The following is a 13,490-nucleotide window of genomic DNA, read 5'->3' as shown; positions in this document are numbered from 1 at the left end:
CGCCCCCTAACCTTGACTCAAGCGGTCCATCATCGTTGCATCAAAGGCTTGGGCCGTCAACATCTTAATTTCTTCGGCGTATGGGGCCACCTTCTTCTTAGGATCAGCCACCGTTGGTACATAGGGCGTTTCCATAATCTTCGGGCGGTCGGCTAATTGTGGGTGATGCGCAATATAGTTTAATGTTTCAAAGCCAATCGTCCCAAAACCAATATTAGCATGTCGGTCTTTGTGGGAGCCTTGGTCGTTTTTTTGAATCATTTAAATGCACCACTTGGAGCTTATCTAAACCGATCACATGATCAAATTCATTCAAGACCCCATCAAAGTCATCCTTAATATTGTAACCCGCATCGTTAGTATGACACGTATCAAAGGTGACGGATAACTTTTCATTCAACGTCACTTGATCCATAATTTGGGCAATTTGTTCAAAGCTAACTCCAACTTCGGTACCTTTGCCGGCCATAGTTTCAATCGCAATTTGTGCCGTTTGATCCGGCGTTAAAATTTCATTTAATCCCTTCGCAATTTGCGCAATGGCAACATCGGCGCCAGCCCCAACGTGCGCGCCGGGATGCAACGTAATTTGTGTCGCCCCGAGCGCTTGGGCCCGTTCAATTTCTTGGGCTAAGAATTCAACCCCAAAGGTAAAGTTGGCTGGCTTAATGGTATTCCCTAAATTCACAATGTAAGGGGCATGAACCACTAAATTAGTTAGTCCATGATCTTGCATATAGGCTTGGCCAGCTGGAATATTTAACTCGCTAATTGGTTTCCGTCGCGTATTTTGAGGGGCGCCAGTATAGACCATCATCGTGTTGGCCCCATAACTAACCGCCTCTTGCGCTGATCCTAACAACATCTTGGGGGCTTTAAACCCCACGTGTGAACCTAGTAACATCAATCCAACCTCCTTAAGCGGTCATTATTCTTCGTCGTTATCCGCCTTAGTAACAGCTAAGTTTAATTCTTCTAATTGTTCCGCATCTACGGCGCCCGGAGCTCCAGTTAATGGTTCCACCGCCTTCGAATTCTTAGGGAATGGAATCACGTCCCGGATACTATCGGCTTGGGCTAATAACATTACCCACCGGTCAAGCCCAAAGGCCATCCCACCTTCTGGAGGCATCCCGTTTTCTAAGGCTTGGAGTAAGAAACCGAACCGTTCTTGGGCCATTTCCTTCGTGTAGCCAAGGGCCTTTAAGACCTTTTCTTGGACCTTTGGATCGTGAATCCGAATTGATCCACCCCCAATTTCATTCCCATTTAAGATAATATCGTAACTTTGGGCATGGGCCTTGTGAGGGTCTTCACCGGGTTCTAAGTACTTCAAGTCGGATTCGTTAAGCATCGTGAATGGATGGTGCGCCGCAATCCACTTATCAAATCCTTCATCGTATTCAAACATTGGCCAATCAACCACCCATAAGTAGTTCCATTGGTTGGACGGAATTAAGTCTAATTCCTTGGCGATTGCTTCCCGTAAGTAACCTAACGCATCACACACAACATTGAACGTGTCCGCCACAAACAGAATTAAGTCACCTTCCTTGGCCCCTAATTGTTCATTCATTGCTGGCGCTAGGTCATCAATAAACTTAGCAATCGGACCATTGTAACCTTCATCCGTCACCTTAACCCAAGCTAAGCCCTTAGCATGGTAACGCTTGATGTAATCTTCTTTCTTACTGATGTCTTTGCGAGAATACTTGTCTGCTCCACCCGGCACAACAATTGCCCGGACATAGTTTCCGGCCGCCACTGTAGTACTAAAGACCTTAAAGCCACTGTCCTTAACTAATTCAGATACATCTTGAATTTCCATGCCAAACCGCGTGTCCGGTTTGTCAGAACCATATTTGTCCATCGCTTCTTGCCACTTCATCCGTGGGAATGGCGTTGGCACATCAACATCTAAGACTTCCTTCATCACCCGCTTGATTAAGCCTTCTGCCACCGTTTGAATTTCTTCAGGCGTAGCAAAGCTCATTTCCGTGTCAATTTGGGTAAATTCTGGTTGCCGGTCACCACGTAAGTCTTCATCTCGGAAACACCGCGCAATTTGATAGTACTTATCAATGCCCGCGCCCATTAATAATTGCTTAAATAATTGTGGTGATTGTGGTAAAGCATAGAAATGTCCTGGGTAAACCCGTGATGGCACGATGTAGTCCCGGGCCCCTTCTGGCGTTGACAACGTCAAGTTCGGCGTTTCCACATCCATAAAGTCATTGTTGTCATAGTAATTGTGAACTACGGCCGTCACTTTACTCCGTAACTTCATGTTCTTCATCATTTCAGGACGACGTAAATCAACATAACGATACTTCATCCGCAATTCTTCGGCTGCATCAACCCCATCAACGACTTCAAATGGTGGCGTTTGGGATTTAGCTAACACGTTAATCGTGTCAACAACTATTTCTAACTTCCCCGTTGGTAAATCGGGATTAATTTGATCCCGTTCGCGAACCGTCCCGGATACTTCAATAATGTATTCATTCCGCACCGTTTCCGCAATTGCAAAGGAATCAGCATTTTCTTGTTCGTTAAAAACTAATTGCACAATCCCTTCGCGGTCCCGTAAATCAATAAATAATAAGCCCCCGAGGTTACGGCGCTTAGCCACCCATCCTTTTAAAACAACCGTTTGGCCAAGTTGGCTTTCGTTGGTTAAACCAGCATAATTTGTCCGTTGCATCAATTTCCTCCTTCTAATAAAAAAAGCGTCCTTGAACTTAATCAAGGGCGCAATCGCACGGTACCACCTTAAAAATTCGCTCCCAATATCGTTGGGTCGAACACGGGACAAACAACTTTGTCCATTGTCTCCAAAGTGGTCACTGCTAACTTCCAAGGTAGGCTTGCACCAATCCCTACTCGCTAATACGTGGCTGTTAACATCAGGCTTTTTCATCAACAAAAGATAATTTAATTTTCATCGATAACCATACCTAATTTGGTAGGTTTTGTCAATGTTAGTATGCGACGCCGTTAAAAACTTCCGTGGGGTAAGCCTTGCCTCCCGTGCGAGGGAAGGAACTTCCATCGGAGGAGGCTGGCTTAGCCATAGGAAGTTTAGGCGGAGCATCACTACAAGTGTGAATAGAACACTTAGCACTAGGAAACTTAGGGCGAGCATAATTGCAGTTGTGAATAGAACATTTAGCCATAGGAAGTTTAGGCGAAGCATGATTACTAGTGCGAATAGAACAATTAGCCATCCCAGCATTGCAATGAACTTTATAACTAGCTACAATAAGGAACAAATGTATCTCTTTTAGAAGGAAGGTGACGCCCTTGAAAGCAACTGATCAACTTAGCCAAACTGTTGCTAATCTTTTGGCCGGAATTTTAGCCATTACAGCTCTAGCGTTAACGGCAATTTTAATCATAATTTCCCAACCACCAACTAGTCACCTCAATCCGAACCAGCTTGTCCTTAAAAATGGGCCTGGCATGCAATATAAGTCGGTCAACCTAACTAAGACCGTCGCCGCTAATGCCGGTGCCAAAAAAACATGGCTGGCAAGCATTCAAACTTAACTCAGGGAAAACTGTTTGGGTCAACGAATGGAACCTTGCCCATCCGCAAACTAAAAAAACACGCCCTAACTGGAACCACGATTGTGTTAGATCCTGGTCATGGTGGTAATGATAGTGGTGCCCTATATCGGAAGAATTTAACGAAAAAAACAATACGAAGAAAAGACGTACACCTTAAAGTTTGCCCAACAATTGGCCACGAAATTGCGTGCTCAAGGGGCCCACGTAATTATGACGCGGAATAATGATGTCTACAAATCATTAGGTGAACGAACTCGATTAAGTAATCGTGTACAAGCAGATGCTTTTGTAAGTTTTCACTTTGACTCCGCCCCACAAGATAACTTAGCTTCAGGTTTTACTACCTATTACTATCACAAAAATCAAGCTACCAAAAAGTTAGCCAAAACTGTGAGCGCTAATTTAACTGGCCTTCCATTAACTAACCGCGGGATTGATTTTGCTGACTATTATGTCTTACATCGCAATCATCGCCCCGCTATCTTATTAGAAATGGGCTATATTAATACCACGAAAGACTTTCGCCAAATTCAAAATCCAACCTACCAACAAAAAGTGGTTGACGATGTTGAACGCGGGTTAATTCAATACTTTAAAGATTAAATAAAAATCCCCTCCTAAGTTAGCATAACGCTAACCTAGGAGGGGATTTTTATCTTAAACTAATTCATATTCAGTAATTTTTCGACCTGAACCTTGTTCAAAAAAATAGCTTAAAATTCCGGCTTCAACTTTAGCATAGCTACTATTTTTAACCTGTAATTTAATATTTCCATTATTATAACTAAGTTTAAACAATTGCTTATTAAATGCCGTAGGTGCCAATAAACAACCTTTAATTCCTTCTAAATACCACGCTGGAAATTTATTTGACTGATAATCACTTACTTGCACAACTCGTTTTAATTTATGTGCTTTACCATCAGTCTTCCCATAGCCAAACACCAATATTCCAACTGTTTCTTCACCTAACTTTTCACGATTAATGCTACCGGCAACAAACCAAGTATTTAATCCCAACTGTTGGATAAACAACATCAATTTGGCTGCTACATACCCAACATGATAGTTATCACCTTTAAAAACTATCACATTTTTCACGTTATCTGACATTAATTTGGCCATCAAGCCATGTAAAGCGTTCTTCCCGTCATCCCTTATCTCAGTATTAATTTGATAATCCATACTCAATTTATTTAATTGAGTACTAATTTTTTCTTTTATATTTGCCGAAATTAACCGATTTTGATACTTTCGGACCGTATGTCGTTGTTGCATTAAATCATCTATTTCCATCTTATTCCTCCACATAAATCTAACAATTACTAATCCCGTTGGTATAAATTTCAATCATTTTTCGAACATAAACTGCTAATTGTTGTTCTTTATTAGCCACCTCTAAATTATCTGAAATTAACGCTAAACCACTAATATATGACCATAAATTAATTACGTGCATTTCAGAATTACCTTTAGCATTAATTTCGACTAAATAGCGTTTTACCGTTTTTTTAAATAACGAAAAACTATTCTTGCTATCCATTACCACAGTCATACTTTGTCCATCACTGATAACTTTATTAACAAACTCACTATTAAATAGAAATTCAAAGTAATGCTTATACTCATATGAAAAATGAATAAATTTTATTCCCATCTCAACTAGATCATCAACTGGGGTTCGATTATCGTCACAGTAAAGATAATCATGAAAAATTGCCGAAACTCTAGTAAGCAATGCCATCATCAACGCATCCTTGTTCTTAAAATGACGATAAATTGATGGAGAACTTACTCCACAAGCAGCCGCAATCTTTTTAATTTCAACTTTTTGATAACCATCCGTCTCGATAATTTTTAAACCAACCTCAAGAGCATCATGTTTTAAATTCCCATGATGAAAACCATCTGCCATCTTCTATCCTCACATTCATTTTAATGTTAATCTGATTAACTTCCGCTGATATTATACACCGTTATTAAAATGTTAATCAACTACTAATCTAAAAAAACTCCTAAGCTAGCGCGATGCTGACCTAGGAGATAATTATTCAGCTTAATGATAACTAAATTCAACTTAGTATAATCAAGCTAGGACAACGTTGTCCGCATGACCTTGATTCAGTCCAAATACCACCCCACAACTAATGAATTTACGCACGCCTAATAAAAAAGTGCAAACCATGATTAACATGGTTTGCACTTTTCATTTGCAGTTATAGAATAGTTGCTTTAATCCAGCAATTTTGATTACCATGACTTATTATTTAGTGGCTGTAATCACGGTGGTGCCCATCCAAGGGCCACCCCACCAACCATTGTAACCAGCATTGGTTAATTTAATATCGTGATACCCCAATGCTTGCAACTGTTTTTGGTATTCTTGACTGAAAATAATATCGATAATCAATATCCGGCCGCCCGGTTTTAATACCCGCGTCGCTTCAGCTAACGCCTGTTTCCGAGCTGACGTTTTTAGATTATGAATCGACAAACTAGCCGTCACTAAATCAAACATATCCGCATCAAACGGCAACTTCGTCATATCAGCCGTTTGCACCTTAGCAACTTCTGATACCCCCGCTTGCAAAATATTGGTTTCTGTTGCTGATTGATGATTATTCGACTGATCCTTTTGACTCCAAATATCAATTCCAATTACTTGCCCCGGAACCTGTAAGTATTTTGCCACATTCAGTAACATCAAGCCATGACCAGTTCCTAAATCTAATACTCGTTGATCACTAGCAAGGTGACTATCAGCCACCGCTTGCTTAACAATTTTATATTTTCCATACCAAGTTGTATGAAAATAAGTCCACGCCGAACCGATTGCAATTATCATAAACAAACCCGCTAATAGGTTATGGGGTTGGGTACTATATTGCCAAATCGCAAATAATGAAATCGCGATTAATCCCAGCAATGTTCCTGGAGAATCAATTCCTTTTTTTCAATCTTGCTTCCTCTATTTCTCATAAATAATCGTCACTGGACCATCATTGACCAATTCAACTTGCATATCGGCCCCAAATTCACCCGTTTCAACATGAATGCCCGTCGCTGCTAACCGACGATTGAATTCATCGTATAATGGCGCCGCAATTTCCGGTTTCGCCGCTCCGGTGAAGCTCGGTCGATTCCCTTTTTTCGTATCAGCATACAACGTAAATTGCGAAATGGAGAGAATTTCACCGTTAATATCTGCTAAACTGGCATTCATTTTACCGGCTGCATCACTGAACACTCGTAAATTCGTAATTTTACGCACCAAATAATCCAGTTGTTCCTCACCATCATCCGGCGCAATCCCAACTAATAACAAGAACCCTTGCCTAATCTTACTAACAACTTGCTCATCAATTGACACTTGGGCCTTAGCCACCCGTTGCACTACTACTCGCATCTAATAACTCCTTACTTAATGGATCACACGACGGACACTATCAACATTCGTCAAACCAGATAAGGCCTTCATAATAATGTTTAATTGACCAATACTCCGAACCCCAACGGTCGCATTAATTGTCGCAATATTATTGCTATTAATCTTCCCATTAATCGATGTCAGGTACCGCGTATGACTATTAATCGACCGCAGAACTTCATTCACTAAGCCCGAGCGATTGTCACCTCGAACTTCAATATCCGTATCGTAAATTTGGGTATCTCCCTGTGGATTTTCCCAGTAAACCGTTACAATCCGTTGGCCCGTTTGTTCAGCATGCTTAATATTCGGACAGTCAATCCGGTGCACAGAAACGCCCCGGCCCATCGTAATGTAGCCCAAAATTTCATCCCCTGGAATTGGTTTACAACAATGACTCAACCGCGTTAGAAGATTATCGACTCCTTCAACAATAATGCCGTCGCCGCTGCTCTTTGGCAATTGTTGATGTTCATTTGCAAGCGTCTCGTGATTTTCCAAAATCGCTTGGGCCTGTGCTTCGGCTTCCCGTTGCTTTTCTTCGCGCCGCACGGTTTCCGTTAAGCGATTGCGGACACTCATCGCTGAAATATCACCAAAGCCAACAGCCGCAAACATTTCTTCCGCATTATTGTAATGCAGCTTAGTTGCTACTTGTTGAGCTAATTCATCGGTTACCAACGCAGCTGGTTCGTATCCGGCTTCGCGAATTTGTTGATCAACTAACCGCCGTCCCGTTTCAATATTTTGTTCCCGGTCATGCATCCGGAAATATTGCCGAATCTTATTTTTGGCTCGCCGGGTAGACACTAAATCTAACCAGTCATGACTCGGATGGGAGTTATTCGATGTAATAATATCAACAATATCCCCATTCTTAATATCGTAATCCAATGGGACAATCCGGCCGTTCACTTTGGCCCCGGTCGTCTTATTTCCAACTTCCGTGTGAATTAAGTACGCCATATCTAATGGCCCCGCCCCAACTGGCATTTCAATGACATCCCCTTTGGGCGTAAAAGCGTACACCTTATCAGCAAAGACATCACTTTGAATTCCAGACATAAAATCATCCGTGTCTTGGGTTTCATTCCGCAATTCCAGAATTTCCTTCACAACATTCAGTTTTTGGCTATCCTTGGTTTGTTGCACCCCGTTTGTCTTGCCTTCTTTATAAGCCCAGTGCGCTGCCACCCCAAATTCAGCCACTTCATGCATTTCGTGCGTCCGAATTTGAATTTCTAACGGTTGTCCGTCAGGGCCAATCACTGTCGTGTGCAAGGATTGGTAGCCGTTCGTTTTTGGCATCGCAATATAATCCTTAAACCGCCCCGGCATTGGTTTCCAATTCGTATGAATCGCTCCTAAGACGGCATAACAATCCGGAATCGTATCAACGACCACCCGAATCGCTAACAAGTCATAAATTTCACTAAATTGCTTATGCTTGTTAACCATCTTACGGTAAATGGAATAAATATGTTTTGGTCGCCCATAAATTTCAACATTCCCCGTTAATTCTAATTCAGCGACCGCCTGTTTAACGTCTTGAATTGCTTTATCAATGTAATCCAGCCGTTGATCACGCCGCGAATTCATTAATTTAACGATGGTAAAGTATTGGTCGGGATCAATGTAACGTAACGACAGATCTTCCAATTCCCATTTCATCGTTGAAATCCCCAGCCGATCCGCAATCGGAGCATAAATTTGCAACGTTTCGCGTGAAATCCGGGCTTGCTTTTCTGGGCGTAAGAAATCAAGCGTCCGCATATTGTGTAACCGGTCCGCTAATTTAACAATCATCACCCGAATGTCTTGACTCATCGCTAATAACAACTTCCGGTGTGTTTCCGCCATTTGTTCGCGATCAGACTTATAGTGAATCTTACTAATTTTGGTATCACCGTCAATGATCATCGCAATCGTAGACCCAAAAATCGTTTCAATATCACTCAGCGTCGCTCCAGTATCTTCGACAATGTCATGCATATAACCAGCACAAACCGTTTCTGGATCCATATGTAAGTTAGCTAAAATCCCAGCAACTTGAATCGGATGAATAATATATAATTCACCCGATTTGCGCCGTTGATCCTTATGACAAATCATCGCGAACCGGTAAGCTTTTTCCACTAGGGCCACGTGTTCTTCATTCATGTAACTTGCACAAATATCACGCACATCTTCATGCGTTAAATTAGGAATTTTCGACATCTTCGTCACCTCAATTCTAAGGCCGCTTACTTGCGGACGGTTTCGTCATCGACCAAACTAAGTAACTTTCAGCTAAGTAAATCACAGGGAGTAAATATGAATAATGCGGACCATAAACTAGTAACGCCACTAACATCCAACTTGGCCAAATCCACAATTGTTTGGCGGTTTGCTGACGTAAATGCCACCCTAACCACATACTTACAATGCTATTAATCATAATTAAAAACAAACCGGACCGCACGGTAACATGAATAAACGGCAATAGGTATAACACCATCGTGCCAAAATAGCCGTATAATGTGGCAATAATCATGGTTAAGCGGTCAAATTGTTGAAATTTTGTCCAAACCTTCATTTCTACTACTCCCTTTTCGCCCAAAGCGCGCTTAATTATTAGTTAAATTTTAACATAATTCTAATTGCATTAACTTGAAAAGTAGCTTAGTTAAACTGCTAATGTTCTAATCACACTAGTAGTGATGCTCGCACTAAGTTTCCTCAGGCTAAGTGTTCTATTCATACTAGTAATCATGCTCCGCCTAAACTTCCTATGGCTAAGCCATCCTCCCTCCGATGGAAGTTCCTTCCCTCGCACGGGAGGCAAGGCTTACCCCACGGAAGTTTTTAACGGCGTCGCATACTAATGCAATCATGCTCGCAGGGTCGCTCTGACGCGATTCTAAGCACTAATCGCTTTGGAGTTTTACTCCCTGCGCGCTTAGCGACTTAGCTCGCGGAGCTCCCACTGCTTACATACTAATTTAATTCCAGCCAAACTGACACCGCACTCATGAAATATAATGGCGCGGTTTCAGTTCGTAAAATCCGCGGTCCTAAGCCCGCAGGCACGACTTCTTGCGCCGTCAACTGATTAATCTCCGTTTCTGATAATCCACCTTCAGGCCCAAAAATCGCTAAAATGGTTTCCCCGGGTTGCGTTGCTTGTAATTCCCGGACCAAGGCACTCGTCTCTCCTTGCTTCGCTGATTCTTCCCACGCTACTAACCGGTGTTGCGCTGGAAATTGAGCTAACACGTCCGTTAGTTTTTTAACATAATGAACACTAGGTTGCACTTGACGATGCGATTGTTCGGCTGCCCCGTTCGCAATCTTTTGTAACCGAGCTAACTTCTTCGTCACTTTTTCGGCGGTCCAGCGACTTACGGATCGTTCGGCCGCAAAGAAAACAATTTGATGGACGCCTAACTCGGTTGCCTTTTGCACAATTAACTCCGGCTTTTCCTTGGTCTTCGGGAGGCCACAAACTAAGATCACATTCACCGGTAGTTCACTATCACTATCCAAGGCCTCGTTTAAGGTTACTTGCGCTGGTTCAACCGTCGTAATCGTTGCCACATAAGCTTGTTGATTGTCTAAGACCACTTCAATCTGACTCCCCACTTGAGCGCGCATGACATCAATCAAGTGATGACTTACATCCGCCGGTAATTCAACCGTGTCCCCAATTTGGGCCGTCGTTGCTAAAAAGTATCGTTGCATAATTTAATCCTCATCATTGGTTGGCTTGTGGGCGATAATGCCATACCAATCTCCCATCCGCATAGTTTGATCAACTTTAAACCCATGATCTAACAAAGTTTGGCTAATTAAGGCGAACTTATCGGCAATAATACCAGATAATAAGAACTTACCACCAGGCTTTAAGTTCATGAAGGCTTGCGGAATTAATGGGACTAAAACTTCCGCTAAGATATTGGCAACTACTAAGTCAACCTGCGTGTCCATCCCATCTAGCAAACTGTTAACCCCTAATTTAACGTCTTTAGCAATTGGGTTTAAGTCAATGTTAGTTTGGGATGAATCAACTGCAACTTGATCAATATCATAAGCTTCAACTACACCGGCGCCTAAATGCTTCGCCGCAATACTTAAAATCCCGGAACCAGTTCCTACGTCAATCATGTGTTCGCCACCCCGTAACGCAATGGCCAACGCTTGGAGCATTAACTTCGTCGTTGGATGTGTTCCCGTCCCAAAGGCCATCCCTGGATCCATGTAAATAACTTTTTCTTGGTCATTGACTGGCGTGTACTCTTCCCACCGGGGCACAATTGTTAATTCATGCGTCACCCGCACTGGATGGTAGTATTTTTGCCATTCCGTCGCCCAATCGGCTTCATCGACTTGGTTAACCGTAATTTCACCACTACCTGGATTAAGCCCAAATTCACTTAATCCTTGAATCCGAGGCGTTAATTCTAATTGAATTTCCGTTACATTCACATTCGGCGGGAAGTATCCCGTCACTTGAGCACCACTCGTCAAGTGTGGCACTGTTGCCAAATCCAAAATTTTTCCTTCCCGGGCTAACGCTTCATCATCGATATCAATAAAATCAGTCGCATCTTCGACTTGAATCCCGCTCGCCCCGGCTTCCATTAATAAATTACTAACTGCTTCAATCGCTTCCGTGGTCGTAGCCACTTGTAACGCACTCCAACTCATAATTTTCTCCTTTATCTATGAAAAAAAACGACCCCCAACAGAAGTCGTTTCTAACCAAACTGGCTAATCCTCATTTACAGATCAGCGTTAATATCGTGATTTTGATCTAAGTGTTGTTGTAAATATGCAATCAACTCATCTTCGTTCACGAAAATCCGGGGATGATGTTGCCGGTGAAGCCGGACGTCAATCTCATTGATCTTTAAGCGTCCTGTCCACGTGTGGTTATACCGCACAATGGCCCGATTGTTCAATTCCCGCTTCCCAAACCGGAAGATGTAGACATGTTCCGGGGCAATCATCGGCCGGATATATTCTTTTTTATAATTAATCCCGTTATCACGCATGAATTGTTTCGTACGATTTAACATTACTTGTTCCTCCCCCAGTCAGTCTTTTAATAATGATTAATTTTAGCATAAATCCTGGTAATAACAAAGCATGGTGACAATGAAATTTGATGAAATCTTAAGTTTTACGTCAATTAGCCAATGCTATAATTAAATTACAAATTAATTTTATTTAGGAGGATGACAAATTGATCACCATTTTATTAATTATTGCCATCATTCTAGGTTGGAAGGTTTTTAAATTCTCTCTTCGCCTACTTGGTTGGTGTTTATTATTAATACTCGGATGGTGGTTATTTAAATCCGCTATCATTATCGGTCTTTTCATTGTTGGCGGTTTCATAATCGCTCTTTCATCTTGGTCAAATTAACGGTATAATAATTACTGTAAATTTTTCACAAAGTGAATAGGAAAAGAGGATTTATTATGCCACTCAAACGACAAAAAGTTGTTTTAATCGGGGACGGAGCCGTTGGTTCTGCTTATGCCTTTGCGATGATTCATCAAGGGCTCGCCGAAGAATTTGCCATTATTAACCACACGCACGAAAAAGCAGTTGGGGATGTAATGGACCTTGAAGATGCCACGGCTTACACGCACAACAAGCGGATTTACGCTGCCGACTACGACACTTGTAAAGATGCTGACCTGGTTGTAATCACGGCCGGGGCTGCCCAAAAGCCAGGTGAAACACGGTTACAATTAGTTAGCAAGAACTTGAAGATTACTAAGAATATCGTTGACCAAGTTATGGCTTCTGGTTTCGATGGAATCTTCTTAGTTGCTTCTAACCCAGTTGACGTTTTAACGTACGCCGTACAAAAGTTCTCTGGATTACCACAAAAGCGGGTAATTGGTTCTGGGACTTCTTTAGACTCTGCCCGGTTACAAGTGGCGCTTTCGAAGCTCTTTGATGTTCACCCTAACAACGTCATTGCTTACATGCTTGGTGAACACGGGGACACGGAATTTGCTTCCTTTGATAACGCCACGATTGGTGGGGTGCCATTGTTAGCCTTAGCTGAATTAAAGGACATTTCCATGGACACTTTACTCCAAGTTGAAGATGACGTTCGTCACAAGGCGTACGAAATCATCAACCGGAAAGGGGCTACCTACTACGGGGTTGCTACTTCCCTTGTTCAAATCACGCGGGCTATCTTACGGATGATGATGAAATCTTACCAGTTAGTGCCCCAATGAATGGTGAATACGGATTAAACGATATTTACATCGGGACCACGGCTGTTATCAACCGGACTGGGATTTGCGAAGTCTTCGAATTACCATTGAATGATCGTGAAAAAGACGCCATGGCTCATTCAGCTGCTGTCTTACAAAAGATCGCTTACGATGGCATGGAAGAACTTGAAAACAACTAATCAATTTTAACCAACTAAAAAAAATCGCCGTTGACCTTGGTCAGCGACGATTTTTGATTTAATTCACTTAATTA

12 protein-coding genes and 3 pseudogenes are annotated in these 13,490 nt (G+C 42.1%); 4 read left to right on the top strand and 11 right to left on the bottom strand.

Annotated features, from left to right (window positions below):
- Nucleotides 1-6: 6 nt before the first annotated feature.
- Nucleotides 7-904, bottom strand: a pseudogene (locus JCM14505_RS06425) (deoxyribonuclease IV).
- A gap of 24 nt (nt 905-928) precedes the next feature.
- Nucleotides 929-2,704, bottom strand: a complete 1,776-nt coding sequence (gene aspS, locus JCM14505_RS06420) for an aspartate--tRNA ligase (protein ID WP_054653524.1) — start codon at nt 2,702-2,704, stop codon at nt 929-931.
- 599 nt (nt 2,705-3,303) lie between these two features.
- On the opposite strand from aspS, the gene JCM14505_RS06415 reads away from it, so the two are divergent.
- Both JCM14505_RS06415 and JCM14505_RS06410 read left to right on the top strand, forming a co-directional pair.
- Nucleotides 3,304-3,549 carry a hypothetical protein gene (locus tag JCM14505_RS06415; RefSeq protein ID WP_054653523.1) on the top strand — a complete coding sequence of 82 codons (246 nt, stop codon included), beginning with the start codon at nt 3,304-3,306 and terminating at the stop codon, nt 3,547-3,549.
- A 159-nt stretch (nt 3,550-3,708) separates the two neighbouring features.
- Nucleotides 3,709-4,173: pseudogene (locus JCM14505_RS06410) on the top strand (N-acetylmuramoyl-L-alanine amidase family protein); the annotation flags it as partial.
- Nucleotides 4,174-4,227: 54 nt separating this feature from the next.
- Here the strand turns inward: JCM14505_RS06410 and JCM14505_RS06405 are convergent.
- The 9 genes from JCM14505_RS06405 to JCM14505_RS06365 form a co-directional block, all read right to left on the bottom strand.
- Nucleotides 4,228-4,866, bottom strand: coding sequence for a nitroreductase family protein (locus tag JCM14505_RS06405; protein ID WP_054653521.1), 639 nt, complete (start codon nt 4,864-4,866; stop codon nt 4,228-4,230).
- Nucleotides 4,867-4,885: 19 nt separating this feature from the next.
- On the bottom strand, nt 4,886-5,485 hold the full coding sequence (locus tag JCM14505_RS06400) for a TetR/AcrR family transcriptional regulator (RefSeq protein ID WP_054653520.1): 600 nt from the start codon (nt 5,483-5,485) through the stop codon (nt 4,886-4,888).
- 348 nt (nt 5,486-5,833) lie between these two features.
- Nucleotides 5,834-6,496 carry a class I SAM-dependent methyltransferase gene (locus tag JCM14505_RS06395; protein ID WP_054653519.1) on the bottom strand — a complete coding sequence of 221 codons (663 nt, stop codon included), beginning with the start codon at nt 6,494-6,496 and terminating at the stop codon, nt 5,834-5,836.
- 42 nt (nt 6,497-6,538) lie between these two features.
- Complete coding sequence (dtd, locus tag JCM14505_RS06390) at nt 6,539-6,976, bottom strand: D-aminoacyl-tRNA deacylase (protein ID WP_054653518.1); 438 nt, start codon at nt 6,974-6,976, stop codon at nt 6,539-6,541.
- Between the two features lie 15 nt (nt 6,977-6,991).
- Nucleotides 6,992-9,214: a RelA/SpoT family protein gene (locus JCM14505_RS06385; RefSeq protein ID WP_054653517.1), complete on the bottom strand. Its 2,223-nt coding sequence runs from the start codon at nt 9,212-9,214 to the stop codon at nt 6,992-6,994.
- Between the two features lie 16 nt (nt 9,215-9,230).
- Nucleotides 9,231-9,572 (bottom strand): hypothetical protein, encoded by a 342-nt coding sequence (locus JCM14505_RS06380; protein ID WP_054653516.1) that lies wholly within the window; start codon nt 9,570-9,572, stop codon nt 9,231-9,233.
- A gap of 401 nt (nt 9,573-9,973) precedes the next feature.
- Nucleotides 9,974-10,717, bottom strand: coding sequence for a 16S rRNA (uracil(1498)-N(3))-methyltransferase (locus tag JCM14505_RS06375; protein ID WP_054653515.1), 744 nt, complete (start codon nt 10,715-10,717; stop codon nt 9,974-9,976).
- Nucleotides 10,718-10,720: 3 nt separating this feature from the next.
- Nucleotides 10,721-11,683, bottom strand: a complete 963-nt coding sequence (gene prmA / locus JCM14505_RS06370) for a 50S ribosomal protein L11 methyltransferase (RefSeq protein WP_054653514.1) — start codon at nt 11,681-11,683, stop codon at nt 10,721-10,723.
- 74 nt (nt 11,684-11,757) lie between these two features.
- On the bottom strand, nt 11,758-12,030 hold the full coding sequence (locus tag JCM14505_RS06365; protein ID WP_054653546.1) for a hypothetical protein: 273 nt from the start codon (nt 12,028-12,030) through the stop codon (nt 11,758-11,760).
- A gap of 191 nt (nt 12,031-12,221) precedes the next feature.
- Between JCM14505_RS06365 and JCM14505_RS06360 the strand changes: the two genes are divergently transcribed.
- Both JCM14505_RS06360 and JCM14505_RS06355 read left to right on the top strand, forming a co-directional pair.
- Nucleotides 12,222-12,404 carry a hypothetical protein gene (locus tag JCM14505_RS06360; protein ID WP_054653513.1) on the top strand — a complete coding sequence of 61 codons (183 nt, stop codon included), beginning with the start codon at nt 12,222-12,224 and terminating at the stop codon, nt 12,402-12,404.
- Between the two features lie 56 nt (nt 12,405-12,460).
- Nucleotides 12,461-13,416: pseudogene (locus JCM14505_RS06355) on the top strand (L-lactate dehydrogenase).
- Nucleotides 13,417-13,490: the final 74 nt, after the last annotated feature.

This window comes from Limosilactobacillus equigenerosi DSM 18793 = JCM 14505 (assembly GCF_001311375.1).
Taxonomy (GTDB): Bacteria; Bacillota; Bacilli; order Lactobacillales; family Lactobacillaceae; genus Limosilactobacillus; species Limosilactobacillus equigenerosi.
Note: the sequence above shows the minus strand (reverse complement) of the source record. Positions and strands in the feature narration are given on the sequence as shown.

Excerpts from the sequence above, each read along its gene's own strand:
- aspS (WP_054653524.1), bottom strand. The coding sequence starts at position 2,704 with ATGCAACGGACAAATTATGCTGGTTTAACCAACGAAAGCCAACTTGGC.
- JCM14505_RS06405 (WP_054653521.1), bottom strand. The coding sequence starts at position 4,866 with ATGGAAATAGATGATTTAATGCAACAACGACATACGGTCCGAAAGTAT.
- JCM14505_RS06400 (WP_054653520.1), bottom strand. The coding sequence starts at position 5,485 with ATGGCAGATGGTTTTCATCATGGGAATTTAAAACATGATGCTCTTGAG.
- dtd (WP_054653518.1), bottom strand. The coding sequence starts at position 6,976 with ATGCGAGTAGTAGTGCAACGGGTGGCTAAGGCCCAAGTGTCAATTGAT.
- JCM14505_RS06385 (WP_054653517.1), bottom strand. The coding sequence starts at position 9,214 with ATGTCGAAAATTCCTAATTTAACGCATGAAGATGTGCGTGATATTTGT.
- JCM14505_RS06380 (WP_054653516.1), bottom strand. The coding sequence starts at position 9,572 with ATGAAGGTTTGGACAAAATTTCAACAATTTGACCGCTTAACCATGATT.
- JCM14505_RS06375 (WP_054653515.1), bottom strand. The coding sequence starts at position 10,717 with ATGCAACGATACTTTTTAGCAACGACGGCCCAAATTGGGGACACGGTT.
- prmA (WP_054653514.1), bottom strand. The coding sequence starts at position 11,683 with ATGAGTTGGAGTGCGTTACAAGTGGCTACGACCACGGAAGCGATTGAA.
- JCM14505_RS06365 (WP_054653546.1), bottom strand. The coding sequence starts at position 12,030 with ATGCGTGATAACGGGATTAATTATAAAAAAGAATATATCCGGCCGATG.